Genomic DNA, 21,792 nt, shown 5'->3' on the forward strand with positions numbered 1-21,792 from the left:
TTGGTTTGTGTTATTTGGCCGGTTGTTTATTGCCACGTTCGTCCTGTACTTTCTGATAAGCCTTGGCATATTGATCGTGTTCTGCAAAATTAGTACTGAAATGGTGCGTGCCGTTTAATTCTGCGCTGGCCACAAAAAACAGGTAATCGGTTTTGGGCTGGTTCAATACTGCATCAATGGTTACCACAGCCGGGGTGCAGATAGGGCCGGGGGGAAGTCCCTTGTTTTTATACGTATTATAAGGTGAAACCACCGCCAGGTGTCCGAAATAAATACGGCGCAGGCCAAAATCGCGCAACGCGAATTTAATGGTTGGGTCGGCACCCAGGTACATACCCTTGTTCAGCCTGTTAAGGTAAACACTGGCGATATTGCCTTTTTCAGGATTGTAATTGGTTTCTTCCTCTACAATGGAAGCCAGTGAATATACCTGCTGTGGCGTAAGGTTCAGTGCCGCTGCTTTCTGTTCGCGGTCGTCTTTTTTCCAGAACTCTTCCTGCGCACCTTTTAAATGCTGCAGCACCTTCTTTACTGAAGTGTTCCAGTTAAAAATATAGGTATCAGGAATAATAAGCGTCATTACCGTATTGGTATCCACGCCCAGTGAACTCAGCGAATCGTTGCTGGATAAAAAGCCGATGGCTTTGGCTGAATCGGTATTGAAGTTGCGGCCCAGCATACGCGCAAAGTCTTCACGGGTGCGCAGTTTATTGATCACCAGTTTTACCGGCGCCTGTTTGTTGTTGCGCAGCATGCGTACAACGCTCAATACACTTTGCCCTTTACTTATTTCGTACCTGCCGCTTTTCAGCTTATCCCATACGCCCCATTTCTCAGCCAGGGTATTGAGCAGGCCGGGGTGTTTAATGAGTTGTTTGTCGTTTAACTGGTGCATTACCTGGGTTTGTGCACTCGTGCTGTCTTCATACACATACAGGTAAGCTGATTTCTGCGAAAAATCGGTAGCCGGTGCCAATAACAACCAGGCAAGCACGGCTGCCCCGAGTAATACTAAAGCCAGGAAAAGGGTAATAATACGTTTCATATAATCGTTTAAATCGTAAAACCGTTTTACAAAAAATCGATAGCCTAACCAATTCGTGAAACATCAGTCATGCGTAACCTCGCTTCAATCACTCACCACTCACCACTCACCACTCATCACTCACTACTCACTATTGACTATTCACCCGCCCCCGCATCCCCGAAGGGGTACACCCCAACTATGCAACCATCGAGCCATCAAAACTATTCTCTGTCTCCCACAGACAAATTACCACATTTTCAAATCTTCAAATTGTCTTCAATTAGCCCCATAAAAAACCCCATCTGCTTGGGGCAGACAGGGTACTGAATTATGTAAACGAGCTTATTTCTTGTTAGAATCTGCAGCGGCAGCAGGTGCAGCCTGTTGTGTAGCAGGTTGCGATGGTGCAGGGGCAGTAGTGTTTACTTTTTGCAGGATAGAAGTGTCGGGACCGCTTGCTTCACCGCCTTTAAAAAAGAAGGCAGAAAACAGGCAGAGTACACCGATAACCGCTGAAAATATCCAGGTACCTTTTTCCAGTACATCGGTTGTTTGTTTAACACCCATAAACTGGTTGCTGATACCGCCGATAGCGCCTGACAATCCGCCACCCTTGGGGTTTTGTACGAGTACAATAAAACCCAGTATCACAGAAGCGAGGGCAATCAAAATAAAAAACAGGATAGTCATGTCACGTTGCTTTTAATGCTAAAATTTTGGCAGCAAAATAAGCGGATTTGTCCGGATTCAAAAAACTTAATTTAGAATAAAGCTGGATGGCCTTGTCAATTTTGCCCTGTTTAACGAGCACATCGGCCATGGCTTCCGTAACAACATCCTTTATTTCGTTTGAATTAGCTGCAATTCCCTGAACCACCTGCTCCTGCTCATTGGCAGTGCCGAGATCTTTGGGCTGCGGGTTAATCCGTTTCATTTGCTTCAGCCAGTCGGTAAATTTACGTACTTTTTTGCCAAATGCATCAGATTCAGCAGGTTCGGCATCCATTTTTATACCCAGTGAAGCAAAATAGTCTACCGTATGGAATTTCTCCGTCTCAATGGGTAACTCGGTTTGTGCGTTAACCGGTTTATTGTACAGCTCCGCCTGCTGTTGCAGCAGTTCAGCCAGTTTCTGGTTGGGCACGCCGGTTTCGCCTTTTTCGCCTATCTCATCTACCGGCAGCTGGTCTTCATCAGCCGCAGGAGGTGTTTCCCGTGCTGCTGCCCTGAAAGTATCTTTAACAGATTGCTCAAAATGCGCTGCAGTCTCTTCTTCACCCGGCAATGTTTCAGTTGAAGTGCCAGTTATAATTTCCTCAGTAACAACCTGTTGTTCTTCCGCCTCAATCAATGTTTCGGCTTCGGTTCCGGCCGCTTGTTCCTCAACTGGTACAACCGGTGCTTCAATGGCGGCCTCGGTTACAGGTTCTGCATCGGTTGCTGCAGGCAGGTCAGCTGTGGTAAGCAGGGCTGCTTCTTCCACCGGTTCACTGGCCGCGGTAACGGGTTCAGCTTCATCGGCGGCTGATTCAGCTGCTGCTGTGGCCTCTTCTTCAATATCAAAATGCCAGTTGCTGCCTGTAGGGGTAGTGGCAATAGCGGTTGTGCTGGTTTCCTGTTGCGGGGCAGGCGCTTCGTTTATGCCGTCAAAATGCCAGCCGCCTGCTGCTGGCGCAGGTACTTCTTCTGCAACGGGAGCGGCCGCTGCAGGGGCTTCCTGGTTAAATGAGGGATAAGTTTCTTCCTCGTATAAATCACCGGTAGGCAGGCTCCAGTTAGGGCCGTCTTCCTGCGTTTCAGTGGTAGCTGCAACAGGTTGCTCCGGTGTAGCTGTCGTTTCTTCAGTAACTGGTTCCGGCGCTTCGGTTGCAATGGCTTCAACCGGTGTTGCTTCCGGTTCGGTAACCGGGTAAGCATCGCCAATGTGGATATCATCTTCGGCCGGTATGAATTTATCTACATCGGCTTCCAAAGGGGTAATTCCGGTGAAAATAGGGTCGGCAGTAGCTTCATCTTCCGGGAACAGCGGGGCAGTTTCTTCAGAAGTGAGTGCTTCAGATTGCGGTTCATCCACCTGGGTAAATGCCGGTTGAGAGACGGTAAAATTACGCGCAGGTTCTTCTACGGCCAGGGCATTTAACTGGTGATCGAGCCAGTAGGTATTGGGAAAATACAAAGCCGTTTTAGCTACCTGCTGGGGAAACCCGGGATGATTTTCCTGCTTCATTTTTTTAGCCAGCAATAGCTGTGCAACCGAGAAAAACGGCTGTTCCTGCGTAATGGCTTCCAGTTCTGATACAGATACTTCCTGCAAATTGGGTTTGCCGGTAAGCAGTTGCACTATTTTGTTTTCTACCAGGTTCATGAATGCTTCTGTTTTTCAACCTAACACGAAATAACACGAATTGAGCCTAATCTGCGAATGCTGTTGCATAGTTTCACGCTATAGTGCACAAGCCATGCCATTCGTACAATGTTATGCCAATTTACGCTTTGAAGCAGTGAAAATACTAATCTGCTACCAGTTAGAAAAAATACGGTTAAAAATTTCGTCGCTCATGTTCTTCACCAGATCATCAAAAAAGGAAGATTGTGCCTCTACCTGGTTTAACGTGAGGTTGGCGGAGAACTCAAAATCCCTGCTCACATCAAAGTCTCTCGTTTTATTATTATCCAGTGAGGGATCGAGTGTGTTTTTAAATTCAACATGCACGGCAACCGTAAGCCTGTTGGTGGCTGCCTGCTGGTTACTGATGGCAGAGGTGGTTACGCGGTAAGAAACAATGGTGGCGCTTACCTGGTAATGCGCATCGTCGTTCGTAGTGCGGGTTAAACGGGTTTGATTGGATACTTTCTGTGAAAAACCTTCTGTTAGCCTGGGCGCCAGCTGCGGGTTTACATAACCGGCCTTGTTCTGAAACAGGTTTATCTTGATGGTTTTAACGGCAGGGGAATAGCTTACATCTTTAAACGAATACACGCCGCAACCGCTGAGGCCTGTAAAGACAACTGCAAGCAATACAAGCACAAGCGGACGCGGTAAAAAGGTTCTGGCGAAACGGGTCATATTGTTAATCGTTAATATCATATTCTTTAAGCTTGCGGTACAGGGTTCTTTCGCTAATGCCAAGGTCGAGCGCTGCATCTTTTCTTTTGCCCTTGTGTTTTTTCAGGGCTTTTACAATCAGCTCTTTTTCCTTGTCCATTATATTGAGCGATTCTTCCACTTCTTCGTGATGGTGTATTTCGCCGTCGTGATCGTGCTGCAGGATAACCGGCTGGTTTATACCTTGCGGGTGACTGCCCATGGCCGGCTGCGCTACAACAGGGGCGGTGGTAATCATGGGTGCAGGCAGTTCGCTGCCGTTGCCCTGGTAACCGTTGCTGCTGCCATAATCGCTCAGCAGCGATTCCTTGGTGTAATTGGCCATGGTACCTGCCAGGGAAGGGTTCTGTAACAGCTCAAGAAACATTTTCTTGAGTTCTGTCACATCTTTCTTCATATCAAAAAACAGCTTGTACAATATTTCACGCTCATTGGCAAACTCGTTACCGCTGCTGCCTGCACCGGAGGCCAGTACCGGCATACGGTTGCCGCCATTGCTTTTTTCGGGCAAGAAGCGGCGCAGCTCCAGTGCGTTCACCTGTGGCTGTGTTGTTAAAACGGAAATCTGCTCCGCAATATTTTTCAGCTCGCGCACATTACCCTGGAAGGGGTAGTTCACCAGCATATTGCGTGCATCGTCATCAAGCTGCACAGGCGTGGTTTTATAACGTTCCGCAAAATCAACCACAAATTTCCTGAACAGCAGGGGAATGTCTTCCTTGCGGTCGCGCAGCGCCGGTACGCGAATGGGTACGGTACTGAGGCGGTAATACAGATCTTCCCTGAACTTACCGTTCTGTGTGTATTCCAGCAGCTCGCGGTTGGTGGCGGCAATAACACGCACATCGGTTTTCTGTACTTTGGATGAGCCTACGCGGATAAACTCGCCTGTTTCCAGCACACGCAGCAAACGGGCCTGTGTACCCAGGGGCATTTCACCAATTTCATCCAGGAAAATGGTACCGCCGTTTACGGTTTCAAAATAGCCTTTGCGACTGTCTACGGCACCCGTAAAAGCACCTTTTTCATGGCCAAACAATTCTGAATCAATGGTGCCTTCGGGAATGGCGCCGCAGTTCACGGCAATAAATGAATTGTGCTTGCGTGATGACAGGGCATGTATTACCTGCGAAAACACTTCTTTACCCACACCGCTTTCGCCTACAATCAATACGCTCAAATCTGTGGCAGCCACCTGCACTGCCACGTTTAATGCGTGGTTCAGCGCAGGGGAGTTGCCTATAATGCCAAATCTGTTCTTAATGCTTTGAATCTCCATTGTGTGAATCGGGATTTGTTGTTCCAAAAAACTTTATTCTCCTGTATGCATCCTTTCTCTGCTGCTATATCCGCTCTCTTTCACAGGTATGGCAACAGCTTAAGCCGTTACCATTTCGCCCAGCAAAGTGGCCTGTGTGCAGCTGTTCACTTTCACCCACACATAGTCACCCTTTTTGTGTTCCGCAGCACCTTTGGGAAATACAATCACCTTGTTCTGGCTGTTGCGTCCCATCCAGTCGTCGTTGCTGCGTTTGCTTTCACCTTCAATCAATACTTTAAATGACCGGCCGATATCGCGCTGGTTGCTTTCGAGCGACAGGCGGTTCTGCACTTCCACAATTTCCTGGAGGCGGCGTTTCTTCACGTCTTCCGGCACATCATCTTTATAACGGCGTGCAGCCAGTGTGCCCGGACGTTCGCTGTAGAAGAACATATAACTCATGTCGTATCTGCTGTGCTCCATGGCCGAGATGGTTTCCCGGTGCTCTTCTTCCGTTTCGGTACAAAAGCCGGCAATAATATCCGAACTGATGCCGCAATCGGGCATAATGCGTTTAATCTGGTCAACCTTGGCCAGGTACCATTCGCGGGTATAGGTACGGTTCATCAGCTGCAGCACACGCGTATTGCCGCTTTGAATAGGCAGGTGTATGTACTTGCAGATGTTCTCGTATTTAGCCATAGTCAGCAGCACCTCTTCCGTAATATCTTTCGGGTGGGAAGTACTGAAACGCACACGCAGATCAGGACTGATCAGCGCTACTTTCTCCAGCAGTTCTGCAAAGGTCACCGCGCGGGCAGTTTCGCCCTGTTGCTGTGTTGCCTCGTCTACCCAGTAGTAGCTGTCCACATTCTGGCCCAGCAATGTTACCTCTTTAAAACCGCGGTTAAACAAATCAGCCGCTTCGTGTACAATAGAGTGGGCATCACGGCTGCGTTCGCGGCCGCGGGTAAAAGGCACCACGCAAAAGCTGCACATATTGTTACAGCCACGCATGATGGATACAAAGGCAGTAACGCCGTTGCTATCGAGGCGAACAGGAGAGATATCGGCATAAGTCTCGTCACGGCTCAGCAGTACGTTCACTGCTTTCTGGCCGGTTTCTGCTTCTTCAATCAACCCGGGTAAGCTGCGGTAGGCATCCGGGCCCACCACCATATCTACCAGTTTTTCTTCTTCCAGGAATTTGGCTTTCAAACGCTCAGCCATACAACCCAGCACACCGATGAGCATGCCCGGTTTGTTTTCCTTCATCTTCCTGAAATCGGTAAGGCGTTTGCGAACGGTTTGTTCAGCCTTTTCCCTGATACTGCACGTATTTAAAAACACCAGGTCTGCTTCTTCCAGGTTACGGGTGGCGCCAAAACCTTCGCCATTTAAAATAGAGGCAACAATTTCACTGTCGCTGAAATTCATCTGGCAACCATAACTTTCTATGTAGAACTTTTTCCGGTACACAGTCGGATCACCGGCAAAGGGAGCGTAGGCTTCACCCTGCCTGCTTTCATCGTGTACTTTTGCAGCTAATTCCAGCATTTCCATTCCTTTACATTTGATGAGCTGCAAAAGTAAATAAAAAGATGTAAAGTGCCAGTTTGGCAGTTTATTAACAACTCTTTCTGTTAATGGGTTTTTATATTTGCCCGGGCGAAAACGGTTGAGCAGGATTTTTTGTGCGGAAGATGAGCCTGTTTCAAAAAGTTAATTGATATTTGCAACTTGCTGATATTGAATAAAATAATATGTTATAAGCATGGCTATGTTATTCCGTTTACGCACTGTATTGTTACTGGGTGCAACGTTACTGTTTGGGGCCACCGTTTTTGCACAGGATGATATCCCGGTGCGCACTTTGCCCAATGAAATATTCAGGGATGTAAAAAAAGACCCGAAAGACACGATTAAATGGAGCTGGAAACGGGGCGGGTTATTCAACCTGAACCTTGCCCAGGGCTCGCTGAGCAACTGGGCGGCAGGTGGTGATAATTTCTCCCTGGCCCTTACTACTTACGTGAACTATTTTATGTTGTACCAGCGCGGCAGGCATACCTGGGACAATAACCTTGATTTTAATTTCGGCTTTGTTAAAACCAGCAGCCTCGGCAGCCGTAAAAACGACGACCGGTTAGACTTCCTTTCCAAATACGGTTACAGCATCGATACCTCGCGCAAGCTGTTTATATCCGGGTTGTTCAACTTCCGTACACAGTTTTTCGACGGTTATAATTACGACGGCGGCACCGGCGTACGCACGTCTTCCCTGCTATCGCCTGCCTACGTGCTTTTATCACTTGGTCTGGATTACAAGCCGGTGAAAGAGTTCTCTATTTTCGTATCACCCATTACCAGCCGTTTTGTAATTGTTACATCCAGCAGCATTGCCGGCAAAGGCTTGTATGGTGTAGATACCGGCAAGCATATAGCTACCGAGTTTGGTGCGTTTGCATCGCTCAATTACGGCAAGGAAATCATGAAAAACGTAGTATACAAGGGCAGGATGGACCTGTTCTCGAACTATGTGCACAAGCCCCTGAACATCGACCTGTATATGACCAATATGCTCACCTTCAAAATCAATAAATTCCTGTCGGCCACCTACGAGCTCGACGCTATTTATGATGATGATGTGCGCCTGTTCGGCCCCGGCAAACAAAGCGCTGCGCTGCAGCTCAAAAGCATGATCGGCATTGGCCTGTCGCGCCCCTTAACAACCATAAAACGCCTGCCCGACCAGTGGTACTAGGGCGGGAGGGTTTGATTGTTTAAAGGTTTAAAGTTTAACGTTGGAGATATACCACCACATAAAAAGAGCGTCCCTGCTGAGCCGGGACGCTCTTTTTTATGCACTATTTGTGTGGATATTACTATATATTGCTCAATGCCTGAACGAAGCCCGGCTATCCCGTCCCGCTTCGATCATTCACTATTGACTATTCACCGGCTTTCACTCACCACTGACTACTCACCACTCACTAATTTTCGCTTAGATCATTCACTATTCACTATTCACCGGCTTTCCACCTGCTTCAGCGCCGGGTACCGCGTTGCCAGCCAGCTTTTGCCTGCCGGTACCAGCCAGTTATTCAGCAGTTCTTCCTTGGTAGCAGCGAGGTTATTGAAGTACAAAGTTTCGCCGGTAACAAAGCCGTTTTGCAGGGCATATTCGAGCTGGGAGAGGGGCAGCAGCTGCAGCTTGTCTTTTACCACGAAGGCCAGCATCTGCCTGTTAAACATATCTACTTTAAAAGTGTCCTCAACCTGTTTGATAAAACGTACCGAGCTATCGGTACTGCAACCGCTTACGCCTGCCTGGGTTTCATCGGCCATTAACACGATAAACTGGCCGAACAACAGGTTGGCATAGGCTTTTACCTGTGCACCATGACTTTTCCATTGTGCGGCAAAGGCCTCGAGCATGGGCTCGAGCTGTAATACTTCCTGGAAGGTGAACAAACGGCTGCTCTGGTATATCCATACCCTTGAGCTATGATCAAAATCGGTTGGTATATGATGACTGTATTCGAAATTCATGGCCCAAAGATACATTATTCCATACTGGCGGCCACCAGCTCGGCTATGTCGAGCACGGCCACACCGGCTTCTTTTTCATTTTTCTTAACACCATCGGTAAGCATGGTATTGCAGAACGGGCAGGCCGATGCAATAAAAGCAGAACCTGTTTCCAGTGCCTCGCTGGTACGATCCCAGTTAATGCGTGTATCGCCTTTTTCTTCTTCCTTAAACATTTGCGCACCACCGGCACCGCAGCACAAACCCTTGCTGCGGCAACGTTTCATTTCAACCAGTTCGGCATCCAGCGTTTCCAGAACCTTGCGCGGCGCCTCATAAATATCATTGGCCCTACCAAGGTAGCAGCTATCATGATAAGTAATGCGTTTGCCTTTAAAGCTGCCGCCTTCCTTCATTTTTATTTTGCCTTCGTCAATCAGTTGCTGCAATAAGGTGGTGTGATGTATTACTTCATAATTACCGCCGAGCTCGGGGTATTCATTCTTCAATGTATTAAAGCAATGCGGGCAGGTTGTCACGATTTTTTTGATGCCATAACCATTCAACACCTGGATGTTGTTATAAGCCATCATCTGGAACAAAAACTCATTACCCGATCTGCGTGCAGGGTCGCCGGTGCAGGCTTCTTCCTTACCCAATATGGCGAAGCGGATGCCTGTTTTTTGCAGTATGCTGGCAAAGGCTTTGGTGATCTTCTGTGCACGCTGGTCAAAACTGCCTGCACAACCCACCCAGAACAAGATATCTGGCGATTCACCGTTCATCATCATCTCTGCCATACTGGAAACTTTCATAAGCCTGGTATTTGTTCAAAAATAATGAAAATGATGGAATGATGGTTTGATAGATAGATGGTTAAGCTAGCGTGTTAACATGCGCCAGATTTGTGCTGCGGCTGCTATTACAAAGATGGCGGCCATTATTTTATTGAGCGTGCGGTTGCTGGTTTTGAGCTTGGTGATTAACCAGTTGCCGCCATACATATACAGGGTTAAGCCGCTGATGGTACCAATGCCTGCGCCGATGGAGAAAAAATTAAACTGCGTGGCGTCTGACTGCAATACTTTGGTGTCCAGAAAATAACTGGTCCATATAAACCAGAAAGGAATTTGTGCAGGATTCAGGGCACTCATGCTAAGGCCGAGCAGAAAGCGGTTGAGTTTATTATTAAGCAGCATGGCTTTCTTCTCTTTGCCCTCACCGGCATCCTTCTTTATAGAGATGATGCTCCATATGGCAAGTGCCAGGAAGAACACTACGGTTAGCCAACCCAACACGCTGAATAAAGTTTCATGTCGCCTGATGCCATCTACGCCATATAATACCAACCTCAGGTAAATCACTTCTACAATGGTTACGCCAATGGCATATTTCCACGCATTGCGAAAACTCTCCTGAACAGTGATCTGGGTAGCAGTAATGCTCATAGTGCCCAACGGTAACTGCCCCAGAAAACTTAACAGCCAACCCATGGAAGCAATGAAAATCAGGTGCATGTTAAAATAGATAAGGCTGCAATAATACGAAGAAAGAGCAATCGGTCCGGATGGTTTAACGGCTGAACTGTTATAACCATCGAACAATCATACCATCAATCCATCGTCCATTGATCCCTGTCATCAGGCGAGAATTTCCAGGGGGCAAAATTGTTTTCAATGCTGCTGAACATGGTATTCCATTCCTGCGGGGCATTGCTTTCTTCCATTACCAGGTAACGGCGTAGCTGAAGAATGATATCGAGCGGGGAGATGCTTACCGGGCACTCTTCCACACAGGCGTTGCAGGTGGTGCAGGCGCGCAGTTCTTCTTCGGTGATATAATCGTGCAGCAGTGATTTGCCGTCGTCGTTGAATTGTTTGTTGGCGTTGATGTTACGGCCCACTTCTTCCAGGCGGTCGCGCGTGCTCATCATAATCTTGCGCGGACTTAACAGCTTACCGGTGATATTGGCAGGGCAGGCTGCGCTGCAACGACCGCATTCTGTACAGCTGTATGCATCCAGCAGGTTTTTCCAGTTCAGGTCAGCCACATCTTTGGCGCCGAATTTACCATGCGGTGCAGCAGCTGCGTCGCCGGTAGGGGCCAGCTCGGGCTGCATGGCATACAACACTTCCTTTTGAATATCGGGCATGTTGTGCATCTTTCCTTCAGGTTCAACCGGTGCGTAATAAGCATTGGGAAAGGCCAGTATAATATGCAGGTGTTTGGAATAAGGCAGGTAATTCAGGAAAGCAAAAATGCCCAGTATATGCAGCCACCAGCAGGTGCGTTCTATGGCTTCCAGCGTTTCATTGCCGGCACCATTAAGCAGGGGGTGCAATATACTGCTGAAAGCAAAGTTGCCGGTAAGGTGTGTGCCGAAATGCCCAACGCCGCGCTGTTGCAGCAATGTGTCTGATGCATTCAGCAACAGGAACAGGCTCATGAGTATAATCTCAGTGAGCAATATGTAATTGGCATCGCTGCGCGGCCAGCCATTCAGGTCTTTACTCAGGAAGCGGCGTATTTTCAGCACATTTCTGCGGATAAGGAAGATAATACAAACCGTGAGCACACCAACGGCCAGGAATTCAAAACTGTTGATGAGCCAGCTGTACAAAAAGCCCAGCGGGCCGGCGAACAGCCTGTGCGTACCGAATACGCCATCCAGCCCAATTTCCAGTACTTCTATGTTAATGATGATAAAGCCTGCGTAGATAATAAAGTGCATTACAGCCACCAGCGGGTTGCGGAACATCTTTTTCTGCCCGAAAGCCAGCAACAATACATTGCGCCAGCGTTCACCGCTTTCACCGGCAGGTACCGTATCACGGCCCAGCAATATGTTGCGGCGGATTTGCCCTGCTTTTTTGGCGAAAAGAAAAATGGCGGCAATCGAAACGAGAATAAATGCAATCTGCTGAAAAATAGCCATAAGCGGTTACAGTTATAACCGTGCTAAGATAAATGTTTTGATTGGTAACCGGTTGTATTGTCACACGCTTTTATTAATATTGCTCTTTCCGTAACAGGTAAATTCTTTTTCGAATGAGCAACCGGAATTACATTCTCAGCAAAGAGGCAGCGCTTGAAAAGTTACATCGCATGGCCCTGGAAATAGCCGAGCAGATAAGTGAAGACAATGTGCCGGTAATGCTGATTGGCGTAAAACAGAACGGGCTGGTGATCGCAGAGAAAATTGCGCACCTGCTGCGCCGTTATGTGTCGGTTGAAGTGCAGCTGTTGTCTGTTACACTTGATAAAGCACATCCCGGTAACGCTGTGCTGAGCGAAGCTGTTGACCTGAACGACAAAAACATCATCGTGGTAGATGATGTAATCAACAGTGGCCGCACCCTGCTGTACGCACTCAAACCCTTGCTGCAATACCTGCCCAGGCGCATTCAAACCCTGGTACTGGTTGAGCGTATGCACAAACTATATCCCATTAAACCCGATTATGTTGGCTCTTCCATTGCCACTACTTTGCAGGATCATATTTCCGTGGTAGTGGAAAACGGTGAAGTTACCGGGGCGTATGTAAACTAGCCTTCTCCCGGCACAAGCTTGTAACCGCTTGTTTTTCTGTAATATGAACTGTCTCGGGCACAGATATTGCTTTGTAAGATGTTCCCCGGATTATCCGCATAAAACCGGGGAATTATCCTTAAAATTGTCCCGCATTAAAATATGTCGATTTTATGAATGCAACTATTCAAGCGAACGTTAATGAATGGCTCAATGGTAACTACGATCAGGCAGCCAAAGATGAAATAGCCCGTTTACAGAAGGATAACCCCGATGAGCTGGCTGATGCCTTTTACAGGAATCTTGAATTTGGTACGGGCGGTTTGCGCGGCCTCATGGGCATTGGCACCAACCGTATGAATAAATATACCGTGGGACTGGCCACACAGGGTTTTGCCAACTACCTGCGCAAAACCTATGGCGATGCGGAAATTAAAATGGCCATTGGTCACGACAGCCGCAACAACAGCCGCTTTTTTGCTGAAACAGTTGCCAATGTATTTGCCGCCAATGGCATACTGGTTTACCTGTTCGAAGCATTGCGCCCCACGCCCGAACTGTCTTTCGCCATTCGCCAGCTGGGTTGCAAAGGCGGTGTTATCTGTACTGCTTCGCACAATCCCAAAGAATACAATGGTTATAAAGCATACTGGAACGATGGCGGTCAGCTGGTTCCCCCGCACGATAAAAACGTGATTAAAGAGGTGGAAGCCATTAAAAGCGTGGATGAAGTGAAATTCACCGGTGGTGAAAGCCGCATTACCATTATCGGGAAAGACATTGACAATGCCTATATCAATATGGTAAAAGGCCTCAGCGTTTATCCTGAAGTAATTGCCAAACAGCACGATCTTAAAATAGTCTATACACCCATTCACGGTACAGGCATCACCCTGGTTCCGCAGGTATTGCAGGCTTATGGCTTTACCAATGTGCATGTGGTGGAAGAACAAAGCAAACCCGACGGTAATTTCCCTACCGTTGTATATCCCAATCCCGAAGAGGCAGAAGCCATGAGCATTGGTTTGAACAAAGCCAAGGCGCTTGACGCCGACATCCTCGTGGGTACCGACCCTGATGCCGACCGCGTTGGTATTGGTGTTAAAAACCTGAAAGGCGAATGGGTGCTCATGAACGGCAACCAGACCGCCGTGCTTGCTTTCGCTTATATGATTGAAGCACGCAAAAAGAAAGGGCTTGCACAGCCGAACGATATGGTGATTAAAACCATCGTTACCTCTGAGATGATCGATGCGGTTGCCAAACAAAACAACATTGCCTGTTACAATGTGCTTACCGGCTTTAAATGGATTGCCGAGCTGCTGAAAGAAAAAGAAGGCAAAGAGAACTATGTAATTGGCGGTGAAGAAAGCTTTGGCCTGATGGTGGGCGACCAGGTACGTGATAAAGACGCTGTATCTGCCGCAGCACTGCTGTGCGAAATGGCAGCCTACGAAAAAGAGCAGGGCAGAAGCCTCTACGCAAAACTGATTGACCTGTATGTACAATATGGTTTTTACCTGGAACAACTGATCAGCATTACCAAAAAAGGTATGCGCGGGCAGGAAGAGATTGCAGAAATGATGCAGGGTTACCGCAGCAACCCACCGGCTACCATCAACGGTTCGGCTGTTGTGGAACTGCTCGATTACGAACTGCAGACCGGTAAAAACCTGAAAACAGGCGAAAGCTGGAGCATCCAATTGCCTAAAAGCAATGTACTGCAGTTTATACTGGAAGACGGTACAAAGATCTCTGCCCGTCCTTCAGGTACTGAACCTAAAATCAAGTTTTACTTCAGTGTAAACACCAAACTGCCCGATGCAGCCGCCTTCGATGCGCCCCTCGCTTCACTGGAGGGGCGCATAAAAAGCATTATCGCAGACATGAAACTGAAATAAAAAAAGGCCACCGCACGGTGGCCTTTTTTTAACCATATAACCATAAAGCAATCTTCGTCAGAGGTAATCAATAAAAAAGCTGAATACATGCAATGTGAGCAATAGCGCCGTAAGCGCACGCAGTATTTTATGTTGTAGTGCAAAAAACAATACCATTAGCGCAAGGGCAGATAAGATGCTGATGGTTGTATAGATAAAGCGGTAATTACTGATGTAAGCATTGCGGATAAGCTTGTTCATTACAAGGTACACAATCATCACCAGGCAATCCCACGCGAAGTAGATAGCGATCGCCAGCATATCCTTTCTTAAAATACCGCCGTCACCGGTGTTTTGCTGCTCATACAAGTGATGTCCGCAAGCCTTGCAAAACCTGGCTTCCGGTGCATTAACGGTACCGCAGGAAGTACAGATCATAGTGTAGAATTGACTGGAGAATAGGGTTCAAAGAAGGTTGGAAAGCATTGATCAGGGCTGCTCACTTAATTCAGCCACAGCACCGGCATATACCAGTCTGCTGCCATCGGCAATACAAAAAACCGCATCCGGAGCATAAACTGCTTTGCATACCATGCAGCTCACCTGCAACGGTGCCTGCTCATGCAAAGGATGCCCGCAATGATGGCAATACCGCGCATCAGCCGGGCCATTCAACTGGCATTTCGTACAATGGCTCATTGTTTAGTAAGGGGTTTTCTTCTGCTAAATATAAGAAAATATCGCATGCAACGCCTGCCATTCCCTGGTAGTGTATCATGTATAAACTGCCTGCCATTAAAAATGTGGTAACTCAAATGCATGCGCATTCAAATTACCACATTTTCAAATCTTCAAATGCTCAAATTAAATTACCCGTTCTTCTATCTTACCGGAGTGCTTGTTTTTGAGAATCAGTTTTTTGGTGCCGAAATGCGTCATTTCTTCTTTGATCAGGTAGTGATCCGCATCGTACTCAACCAGGTTGCTGGCTTTGGTTACGCCGGTTTCACCACGCCATATATCCAGTTGCACAGGCTCCCACAGCTTGGTTTTGGCAGATTTGTAGGCCGCATCAAGAATGGCGTTTACCACATAACCATCGTAAAACGATTCCTTGGGTGCAGTGCCTTTTTCAATGGCATTAAACATGTCCATAAACATGTGGTTATAGCCCAGCTCATTCAGCTCATCACCCACAGGGAACAACCAGCCGCTGTTGCTTTCTGCTTTTTCAGCCACATAATCTGCGCCCTTGCCCGTGGTAAACATTTCAAAGCCGGTACGCATGAAATTATTGATCCAGATAGTACCTTCTGTACCCATTACTTCATCACGCAGGTCAAGTCCGCCACGGAAAGTCCAGCTTACTTCAAACTGTGCAATTGCGCCGTTTTCATATTTTACCAGCCCGATGGCATGGTCTTCTGCTTCAATCGGTTTTACCTGTGTATCTGCCCAGCACATCACTTCAACCGGGCGTATGTTCTTTCCGATATAGGTGCGTGTAATTTCAACGCAATGGCAGCCCAGGTCAAGTATACAGCCGCCGCCTGCTTCTTCCAGGTTCCAGAACCATTCGCTGTGCGGACCAGGATGCGTTTCACGCGATTTGGCCCAAAGAATGCGGCCCAGTGCACCTTGTTTTACGCTTTCGTAGGCTTTAATGAATTTAGGCGTGTATACCAGGTCTTCTAGGTACCCGTTAAAAATGCCTGCTTCTTCCACAGCCAGCAGCATGCGTTTGGCTTCTTCGGCGTTGCGGCCAAGGGGCTTGGTAGTGATCACTGCTTTTTTGTGTTTGCAGCAAAGCAGTACAGCCGCTTCGTGCAGGTTATTGGGCAGTGCAATACATACCATGGTTACTTCAGGATGTGCAATAGCCTGTTCCATGTCGGTAGAAATATGTTCTACCTGGTAATCAGTTGCAAACTTCCTGGCACTTTCGTCGCGGCGGGAGTAAATGCTCACAATCTTGTCACGGCTGCGGTATCCCTGGATGGATTCTGCATAAAAACGGGCTATGAATCCTGAGCCCAGCATCGCTATTTTTTGCATAGGAGTAGTGTGTTATAGGTAGGAGAAAATAAACAGATAAAAAAGCTATTCCATACCGGTTAATATGGAATAGCCTTATGATATTAAAAACAAATAGCTAAACAGGCACGGTATGCTCATCGCTTACCGGCGTGTGATGGTTAGCTGAAATGTTCTTCTTGTCGTTTTTAAAGAACAGGATAAACAGTACCAGTACGGCAAGTGCAATACCTGCAGGAATTAACCAGATGGTTTTCCAGTCGTGCTGTGTTTCGTTGAGTTTGTACGCATCTACAATTTTACCTGACAGGATGGTGCCGATTAACATGCCCACACCATAGGTAGCCAGTGTAATAAAGCCCTGAGCTGCGCTCTGGAAGCGGGTTCCGGCGTGGTTGTCGGTATAAATCTGGCCGGTAACAAAGAAGAAATCGTAACAGATGCCATGCAGCAAAATACCAAACAGCAGCATCCAGTCTGCACCACCGGTATAACCGTACGCAAAACAGGCGTAACGCAGTACCCATGCCAGCATACCAAAGGCAAGCATTTTTTTAACACCCAGCCTGGTAAAGAACAAAGGCATCAATACCATAAACAATACCTCAGATACCTGGCCAAGCGATTGTTTGCCCGCAGCACCGGTCATACCCGTATCGTTCAGGAACTGGTTGGTAAAGTTATAGTAGAAAGAAAGCGGGATACAGATAGCAATAGAAGCCAGGAAGAAAATGAGGTATGATTTGTTTTTCAGCAAACCAATGGCATCAAGACCAAGTATATCACCCACAGTTGTTTTCTGTCCTTTTTTCATGGGCGGTGTGGCAGGCAGGCTAAAGCTGTACAGGCCCAGCAATGCAGCAGCACCGGCAGCCATTTTAAAAGTCAGCTGCAGGTTGGTGAGCTGTGTAACTTCATCTTTATGTTCCCAACCCAGCCAGCCGATGATTAAACCGGCAATGATCCAGCCAATGCTGCCCAGTACGCGGATAGGAGGGAATTGTTTGTTGGGATCGGTCATTTGCCTTAAGCAAACAGAGTTCACCAGGGCAAGGGTTGGCATAAACAGCACCATATAAATCATAATCAGCGGCAGAAAACTATTGTAATCGGCAGCTGATGAAATGGTCCAAAGAACAATGGCTCCGGCTATGTGCAGCACACCCAGGATACGCTGGGCAGAGAAGAAACGGTCGGCAATAAGACCTACGATAAACGGCGCAATCACGGCACCGATACTCTGGCTAAGGTAAGCTGTGGCAATTTCATTACCGGAGGCATTAATGGCCTTGCTGCTCAGGTAAGTACCCATGGTAACAAACCATGCACCCCAGATAAAAAATTCGAGAAACATCATAAAAGACAGCCGGATTCCTGTTTGTAATTTCATTAGTGATTGTTTTTGATGCTGTTAAAATGTTGGTTGAGTAGTTGGTATAGAATAACAAATATTGTTGTAAATTAGAAGCAATGATAAGGAGAAAGTAGTAACCAGCCCTTTGTCTGGCCTGGATTTGCGCACCTGGCTTACCGGCAATCGTAGCATAATCATATTGGTTTACATAGAAAAACTGTTGAAAAGTACGAAAGAAAATGTGTTTTTTACACATTCCTGCGCATTAACTTGCATCGTGATTATGAAAAAATTTGAGGACACATACCGGCACAAAGGATTAAGACGTCAGCTTGTAAACCTGCTCAGGGAAAAAGGTATTACCGATGAAAACGTACTGGAAGCAATTAACAACATCCCCAGACATTTTTTTTTAGATTCCGCTTTTGACAAAATTGCCTACGAAGACAGGGCTTTCCCCATTGGTGAAGGCCAAACCATTTCACAACCCTATACCGTAGCCTACCAATCGCAGCTGTTACAGATACAGCGCACCGAAAAAGTATTGGAAATAGGCACCGGCAGTGCCTACCAGGCAAGTGTGCTGGCCGAAATGCAGACAAGGGTATTCACCATTGAACGCCAGAAAAAACTGTACGAGCAAAACAAACAGTTTATCTTCCGCAACAAATACCCCAATATCCGTTTTTTTTATGGCGATGGCTTTGAAGGCTTACCTGCCTACGCCCAGTTCGATAAAATAATTATTACCGCAGCCGCACCCTTTATTCCGCCCAAACTCATTGAACAGCTAAAAGAAGGCGGCATGATGGTGATCCCCGTAAACGAAGGCGACGACAGGCAACGCATGCTCCGCATTACCAAACTCCCAGGCGGCGAAATAAAAGAAGAATCGTTTGAACTGTTCTCTTTTGTTCCCATGCTTGTGGGGAAGAACGGGTAGCGTACAATAAAAAATCCGCTTTTAGCAAAGCGGATTTTTTATTGTTTGGATAACCATACAACCATTCAGCAATGTCAACCATCTAAATGATTTTCCTCTTCCACCGCCCGCTCATCATGTACCAGAATGAGGGTACGAACAACACAATCCAGTACAGCATTTCACTCATCCAGCCGTAAATAATCGAGAGGTTGAATACTTCCAGTACCAGGTATACATACAAACCGTAGAAGATAATGGCAATGCTTTCGCTGAGCAGGTTAATCACCGTGTTGCCGGTACCTGTAACTGCGTTGAGCCAGATAGTAGAGATAGATTGCAGTACCAGCGCAAGTGACACCACGCGTACTACGGGAATGGCTGCTGTTATAAACGCATCGCCCTGGCCATAAATGCGAAGAAAGAACCCGGGTGCAATGTTCAGCAAGGTACATACTACAATGGCAAAACCCAGGCTTAACCGCACAATGCGCCATACCAGGTCAATAACCCGGTGCTGCTGCTGCTGGCCGATGATATTGCTCACCATGGTATTGCTGGTAGCAGCAAAGGCCCAGGTTACACAACCGAACAGGCCGAATATATTGCGCATGGTATTGGATACTGCCAGTGCCAGCTCGCCATGATGTTCAATCAGGATATAAAAGAACTCCCACGTTACAATGCTGATGGCGTTCTGCAAAATAAGCGGGGCCGATTGCTCTACAATAAGCCGGGTTTGCGTGGCATCGTATTGAAAATTTTTAAACAGCTGCAGTTGTTTGCTGATGCCCTTCCAGCGCATTACAGCGAAAATAATCACCAGCCCTGCTGCTTCGGCGGTAATAGAGGCCACGGCTGCTCCGTTAAAACCCATGGCCGGCATACCCCAATGGCCTTTTATCAGGCCATAGTCCAGCACAATGTTTACCACGGTTTCAGCCAGTGTGCCAATTACCAGGAATTTGCTTTGGTTGGTGCCCACCAGCAGCGCATTGCGCATCTGGTAAATGTATAAAAAGGGGAGGCCCCATATGCGGATATACAAAAAGTGCAGCGCCATCTGCAGGTTCTCCGGGTCGTGTAACGATCGCGCCAGTACCGCAGGCGCAATAAAAAAGGTAATGGCAATGCCTGCCAGCGCAAAAACCAGTGCAATGCGGATACCCTGGTGAAACAGGTTGCCGATTTCCTCAATACGGTTTTCACCGGCCCTGCGCGAAATCAGCGCCTGCAATCCGCTGTTCAACCCCGCGCCGATTACGGCAAAAATGAGGTAATACACCCCGGTAATGCCTGCCACGGCCAGGGATTTTACACCCAGTGAGCCAAGAAAAATATTATTGGTAATAAAGTTGATCTGCGGCACTACGATAGACGCTGCTATGGGCATGGCGATTTTTAAAATCTGCCGGTTGCTCACTGTCAGCTGAAGATTGATATCGGGCCTGGTTTGCACCATAAAGGAGGCGCAAAATTACAATTACCCCCGGCAACTATCAAATCAATGTCATTAAGTTAAGTGTAATGGCAGGGCTTCCGGCATTTTCTTTTTTTGCCACTGCACAATAAAAGATGCCCTTTATTCATTAAATGGCATTGACAATCAAATAAACAACACAAAAGTATTTTTGTAACATTGCATTTTGAACAGGACTTTATGGTACAAAAGACGTTTGCGATATACACCCAGTTGGAAGGAACGGCAAGGTTATACATTGAAGCAGGCATGAGCCAGCTCGCCTGCTGGATCAAAGACCTTCAAACCGGGCAGGTTCAGGCTTTTGAATTGTTTGAATTTGACCAGGATAAGGCGCTGATTAATTTCGGCGAGATATTCAGGCTCATTAAACTGCATTCCAAAATCCTCGAATCAAGCTATGCCGGCACCACTATTATCTGGGAGAATGAAGAATGCCTGCTGGTGCCCGAAAAATATGCCTACCGCGTGTCTGCAGGTGATTACCTCGATATGGTATACGGTCATGCCCCGGGCGCCATTACTGCCCAGCAGCCTGCGCTTACTGCCAACGCCATTTTCCGTGCACCACGCAGCTGGAAAGAGGAGCTGGACAAACATTTCCCCTTTGCCAAATACACCCATAAATTCCAGGGTATTTATGCCGGCAACCATGCCACCGATATCACAGATGGCGTGCGTGTGTTCTTTTACCGCGGCCATTTTTTCCTGATCCTGTACCGCGACAGCCAGTTACAGCTCATCAGGCGTTTTGCGTACCAGACGCCGGAAGATGTGGTGTACTATATCCTCAATACCTTTGAACAGTATGATCTGTCACCTGCAGAAACCGATGTTTGCATTTCCGGCTTAATTGACCTGCGTTCGGCCCTGTACAGCGAATTATACAAATACCTGCAGAACCTGAAAGTAGAAGAATACAACGATGAAGGCATGGAAGACGCTGCTTTTGGCGAATACCCGTATCATTATTTTTTACCATTTTTAAAAACCGTAGGCTAATGAGGATCATTTCCGGCAAATTCGGCGGCAGGCGCATCAATCCGCCTGCAAACATGCCGCATACACGGCCTACGACAGATATTGCCAAAGAGGGACTGTTTAATATTCTGCAGAACAGGATAGATTTTGAAGACATCACAACCTTAGACCTGTTCGGCGGTACCGGCAGCATCAGCTACGAGCTGGCATCCCGCGGTGCAGCTGATTTAACCATTATAGAAAAAGATCCGGCCATGCATGCATTCATCAAAAAGAATGTAGCAATGATGGGTATCGAAAACTGCAAAGTGCTGAAACTGGAAGTATTCAGCTTCCTGGCATCCTGCACCGGCCAGTTCGATTTTATTTTTGCCGGCCCGCCCTACGCATTGGGCACCATCGATGAAATTCCCAAAATAATAGTTGCACAAAAACTCATTGCCCCAGGCGGCTTCTTTGTGCTGGAACACACGCCCCGCAACGGTTACGAGCAATACCCCGGCTTCAGCTTTGTACGCAATTACGGCACCACGTTGTTCTCCTTTTTCGAATCTGCAGAAGAACCGGGAGCATAGCGAGATATATTTCTCGCTGAATCCGCATCACTAAAAACTGCGCATAGTGATGCAACACTAAGAACCTCCGTGCACTATGTGTTGCTGTCTTTGTGCCATCTGTGGTTAAAAAG

The 21,792-nt window shown here is 47.4% G+C and carries 21 protein-coding genes; 6 read left to right on the forward strand and 15 right to left on the reverse strand.

The genetic code is table 11. The annotated features are described in order from the left end of the window. Window positions 1-10 precede the first annotated feature (10 nt). The 6 genes from mltG to miaB form a co-directional block, all read right to left on the reverse strand. Window positions 11-1,045, reverse strand: coding sequence for an endolytic transglycosylase MltG (gene mltG, locus DXN05_RS11015; RefSeq protein ID WP_116847308.1), 1,035 nt, complete (start codon window positions 1,043-1,045; stop codon window positions 11-13). Window positions 1,046-1,369: 324 nt separating this feature from the next. After that, window positions 1,370-1,717: a preprotein translocase subunit SecG gene (gene secG, locus DXN05_RS11020; protein ID WP_116847309.1), complete on the reverse strand. Its 348-nt coding sequence runs from the start codon at window positions 1,715-1,717 to the stop codon at window positions 1,370-1,372. Between the two features lies 1 nt (window position 1,718). Continuing rightward, window positions 1,719-3,392: a hypothetical protein gene (locus DXN05_RS11025; RefSeq protein ID WP_116847310.1), complete on the reverse strand. Its 1,674-nt coding sequence runs from the start codon at window positions 3,390-3,392 to the stop codon at window positions 1,719-1,721. A 153-nt stretch (window positions 3,393-3,545) separates the two neighbouring features. Continuing rightward, window positions 3,546-4,115, reverse strand: a complete 570-nt coding sequence (lptE, locus tag DXN05_RS11030) for an LPS assembly lipoprotein LptE (RefSeq protein WP_245975184.1) — start codon at window positions 4,113-4,115, stop codon at window positions 3,546-3,548. Then, entirely contained in the window at window positions 4,099-5,412 is a 1,314-nt protein-coding gene (locus tag DXN05_RS11035; RefSeq protein WP_116847312.1) for a sigma-54 interaction domain-containing protein, read from the reverse strand. The genes lptE and DXN05_RS11035 overlap by 17 nt, the downstream gene beginning before the upstream one ends. A gap of 99 nt (window positions 5,413-5,511) precedes the next feature. Then, window positions 5,512-6,951, reverse strand: coding sequence for a tRNA (N6-isopentenyl adenosine(37)-C2)-methylthiotransferase MiaB (miaB, locus tag DXN05_RS11040; protein ID WP_116847573.1), 1,440 nt, complete (start codon window positions 6,949-6,951; stop codon window positions 5,512-5,514). Between the two features lie 217 nt (window positions 6,952-7,168). On the opposite strand from miaB, the gene DXN05_RS11045 reads away from it, so the two are divergent. Beyond that, complete coding sequence (locus tag DXN05_RS11045; RefSeq protein ID WP_245975185.1) at window positions 7,169-8,158, forward strand: DUF3078 domain-containing protein; 990 nt, start codon at window positions 7,169-7,171, stop codon at window positions 8,156-8,158. A gap of 263 nt (window positions 8,159-8,421) precedes the next feature. Here the strand turns inward: DXN05_RS11045 and DXN05_RS11050 are convergent, their stop codons facing one another. The 4 genes from DXN05_RS11050 to DXN05_RS11065 all read right to left on the reverse strand — a co-directional run bounded on the left by DXN05_RS11050 (window position 8,422) and on the right by DXN05_RS11065 (window position 11,860). Next, complete coding sequence (locus DXN05_RS11050) at window positions 8,422-8,946, reverse strand: hypothetical protein (RefSeq protein WP_116847575.1); 525 nt, start codon at window positions 8,944-8,946, stop codon at window positions 8,422-8,424. 14 nt (window positions 8,947-8,960) lie between these two features. Continuing rightward, window positions 8,961-9,740, reverse strand: a complete 780-nt coding sequence (locus DXN05_RS11055) for a (Fe-S)-binding protein (RefSeq protein WP_116847313.1) — start codon at window positions 9,738-9,740, stop codon at window positions 8,961-8,963. 66 nt (window positions 9,741-9,806) lie between these two features. Beyond that, window positions 9,807-10,442, reverse strand: a complete 636-nt coding sequence (locus DXN05_RS11060) for a LysE family translocator (RefSeq protein WP_116847314.1) — start codon at window positions 10,440-10,442, stop codon at window positions 9,807-9,809. 95 nt (window positions 10,443-10,537) lie between these two features. After that, window positions 10,538-11,860, reverse strand: coding sequence for a (Fe-S)-binding protein (locus tag DXN05_RS11065; RefSeq protein WP_116847315.1), 1,323 nt, complete (start codon window positions 11,858-11,860; stop codon window positions 10,538-10,540). A 113-nt stretch (window positions 11,861-11,973) separates the two neighbouring features. On the opposite strand from DXN05_RS11065, the gene DXN05_RS11070 reads away from it, so the two are divergent. Together DXN05_RS11070 and DXN05_RS11075 are read left to right on the forward strand one after the other, a co-directional pair. Continuing rightward, window positions 11,974-12,474 carry a phosphoribosyltransferase family protein gene (locus DXN05_RS11070; protein ID WP_116847316.1) on the forward strand — a complete coding sequence of 167 codons (501 nt, stop codon included), beginning with the start codon at window positions 11,974-11,976 and terminating at the stop codon, window positions 12,472-12,474. Between the two features lie 152 nt (window positions 12,475-12,626). Beyond that, entirely contained in the window at window positions 12,627-14,354 is a 1,728-nt protein-coding gene (locus DXN05_RS11075; RefSeq protein ID WP_116847317.1) for a phospho-sugar mutase, read from the forward strand. A gap of 57 nt (window positions 14,355-14,411) precedes the next feature. On the opposite strand, the gene DXN05_RS11080 is transcribed toward DXN05_RS11075, so the two are convergent. From DXN05_RS11080 to DXN05_RS11095, 4 genes are all read right to left on the reverse strand, one after another. Beyond that, window positions 14,412-14,771 (reverse strand): zinc-ribbon domain-containing protein, encoded by a 360-nt coding sequence (locus DXN05_RS11080; RefSeq protein WP_116847318.1) that lies wholly within the window; start codon window positions 14,769-14,771, stop codon window positions 14,412-14,414. 51 nt (window positions 14,772-14,822) lie between these two features. Next, entirely contained in the window at window positions 14,823-15,032 is a 210-nt protein-coding gene (locus DXN05_RS25245) for a double zinc ribbon domain-containing protein (protein ID WP_116847319.1), read from the reverse strand. Window positions 15,033-15,197: 165 nt separating this feature from the next. Then, window positions 15,198-16,388 (reverse strand): Gfo/Idh/MocA family protein, encoded by a 1,191-nt coding sequence (locus DXN05_RS11090; protein WP_116847320.1) that lies wholly within the window; start codon window positions 16,386-16,388, stop codon window positions 15,198-15,200. A gap of 97 nt (window positions 16,389-16,485) precedes the next feature. Further along, complete coding sequence (locus DXN05_RS11095) at window positions 16,486-17,757, reverse strand: nucleoside permease (protein ID WP_116847321.1); 1,272 nt, start codon at window positions 17,755-17,757, stop codon at window positions 16,486-16,488. Window positions 17,758-18,004: 247 nt separating this feature from the next. Here DXN05_RS11095 and DXN05_RS11100 point away from each other — a divergent pair, with 247 nt between their 5' ends. Continuing rightward, complete coding sequence (locus DXN05_RS11100) at window positions 18,005-18,664, forward strand: protein-L-isoaspartate(D-aspartate) O-methyltransferase (protein WP_116847576.1); 660 nt, start codon at window positions 18,005-18,007, stop codon at window positions 18,662-18,664. A gap of 82 nt (window positions 18,665-18,746) precedes the next feature. Here DXN05_RS11100 and DXN05_RS11105 read toward each other — a convergent pair whose 3' ends face one another. Then, window positions 18,747-20,105 (reverse strand): MATE family efflux transporter, encoded by a 1,359-nt coding sequence (locus DXN05_RS11105; protein WP_116847322.1) that lies wholly within the window; start codon window positions 20,103-20,105, stop codon window positions 18,747-18,749. A gap of 198 nt (window positions 20,106-20,303) precedes the next feature. Here DXN05_RS11105 and DXN05_RS11110 point away from each other — a divergent pair, with 198 nt between their 5' ends. After that, window positions 20,304-21,125: a DUF3822 family protein gene (locus DXN05_RS11110; RefSeq protein ID WP_147313895.1), complete on the forward strand. Its 822-nt coding sequence runs from the start codon at window positions 20,304-20,306 to the stop codon at window positions 21,123-21,125. Further along, entirely contained in the window at window positions 21,125-21,679 is a 555-nt protein-coding gene (locus DXN05_RS11115) for an RsmD family RNA methyltransferase (RefSeq protein ID WP_116847324.1), read from the forward strand. The genes DXN05_RS11110 and DXN05_RS11115 overlap by 1 nt, the downstream gene beginning before the upstream one ends. Window positions 21,680-21,792 lie beyond the last annotated feature (113 nt).

It is taken from the genome of Deminuibacter soli (assembly GCF_003412455.1).
GTDB classification, from domain to species: Bacteria; Bacteroidota; Bacteroidia; order Chitinophagales; family Chitinophagaceae; genus Deminuibacter; species Deminuibacter soli.

Excerpts from the sequence above, each read along its gene's own strand:
- mltG (WP_116847308.1), bottom strand. The coding sequence starts at position 1,045 with ATGAAACGTATTATTACCCTTTTCCTGGCTTTAGTATTACTCGGGGCA.
- secG (WP_116847309.1), bottom strand. The coding sequence starts at position 1,717 with ATGACTATCCTGTTTTTTATTTTGATTGCCCTCGCTTCTGTGATACTG.
- DXN05_RS11025 (WP_116847310.1), bottom strand. The coding sequence starts at position 3,392 with ATGAACCTGGTAGAAAACAAAATAGTGCAACTGCTTACCGGCAAACCC.
- lptE (WP_245975184.1), bottom strand. The coding sequence starts at position 4,115 with ATGATATTAACGATTAACAATATGACCCGTTTCGCCAGAACCTTTTTA.
- DXN05_RS11035 (WP_116847312.1), bottom strand. The coding sequence starts at position 5,412 with ATGGAGATTCAAAGCATTAAGAACAGATTTGGCATTATAGGCAACTCC.
- miaB (WP_116847573.1), bottom strand. The coding sequence starts at position 6,951 with ATGCTGGAATTAGCTGCAAAAGTACACGATGAAAGCAGGCAGGGTGAA.
- DXN05_RS11045 (WP_245975185.1), top strand. The coding sequence starts at position 7,169 with ATGGCTATGTTATTCCGTTTACGCACTGTATTGTTACTGGGTGCAACG.
- DXN05_RS11050 (WP_116847575.1), bottom strand. The coding sequence starts at position 8,946 with ATGAATTTCGAATACAGTCATCATATACCAACCGATTTTGATCATAGC.
- DXN05_RS11055 (WP_116847313.1), bottom strand. The coding sequence starts at position 9,740 with ATGAAAGTTTCCAGTATGGCAGAGATGATGATGAACGGTGAATCGCCA.
- DXN05_RS11060 (WP_116847314.1), bottom strand. The coding sequence starts at position 10,442 with ATGCACCTGATTTTCATTGCTTCCATGGGTTGGCTGTTAAGTTTTCTG.
- DXN05_RS11065 (WP_116847315.1), bottom strand. The coding sequence starts at position 11,860 with ATGGCTATTTTTCAGCAGATTGCATTTATTCTCGTTTCGATTGCCGCC.
- DXN05_RS11070 (WP_116847316.1), top strand. The coding sequence starts at position 11,974 with ATGAGCAACCGGAATTACATTCTCAGCAAAGAGGCAGCGCTTGAAAAG.
- DXN05_RS11075 (WP_116847317.1), top strand. The coding sequence starts at position 12,627 with ATGAATGCAACTATTCAAGCGAACGTTAATGAATGGCTCAATGGTAAC.
- DXN05_RS11080 (WP_116847318.1), bottom strand. The coding sequence starts at position 14,771 with ATGATCTGTACTTCCTGCGGTACCGTTAATGCACCGGAAGCCAGGTTT.
- DXN05_RS25245 (WP_116847319.1), bottom strand. The coding sequence starts at position 15,032 with ATGAGCCATTGTACGAAATGCCAGTTGAATGGCCCGGCTGATGCGCGG.
- DXN05_RS11090 (WP_116847320.1), bottom strand. The coding sequence starts at position 16,388 with ATGCAAAAAATAGCGATGCTGGGCTCAGGATTCATAGCCCGTTTTTAT.
- DXN05_RS11095 (WP_116847321.1), bottom strand. The coding sequence starts at position 17,757 with ATGAAATTACAAACAGGAATCCGGCTGTCTTTTATGATGTTTCTCGAA.
- DXN05_RS11100 (WP_116847576.1), top strand. The coding sequence starts at position 18,005 with ATGAAAAAATTTGAGGACACATACCGGCACAAAGGATTAAGACGTCAG.
- DXN05_RS11105 (WP_116847322.1), bottom strand. The coding sequence starts at position 20,105 with ATGGTGCAAACCAGGCCCGATATCAATCTTCAGCTGACAGTGAGCAAC.
- DXN05_RS11110 (WP_147313895.1), top strand. The coding sequence starts at position 20,304 with ATGGTACAAAAGACGTTTGCGATATACACCCAGTTGGAAGGAACGGCA.
- DXN05_RS11115 (WP_116847324.1), top strand. The coding sequence starts at position 21,125 with ATGAGGATCATTTCCGGCAAATTCGGCGGCAGGCGCATCAATCCGCCT.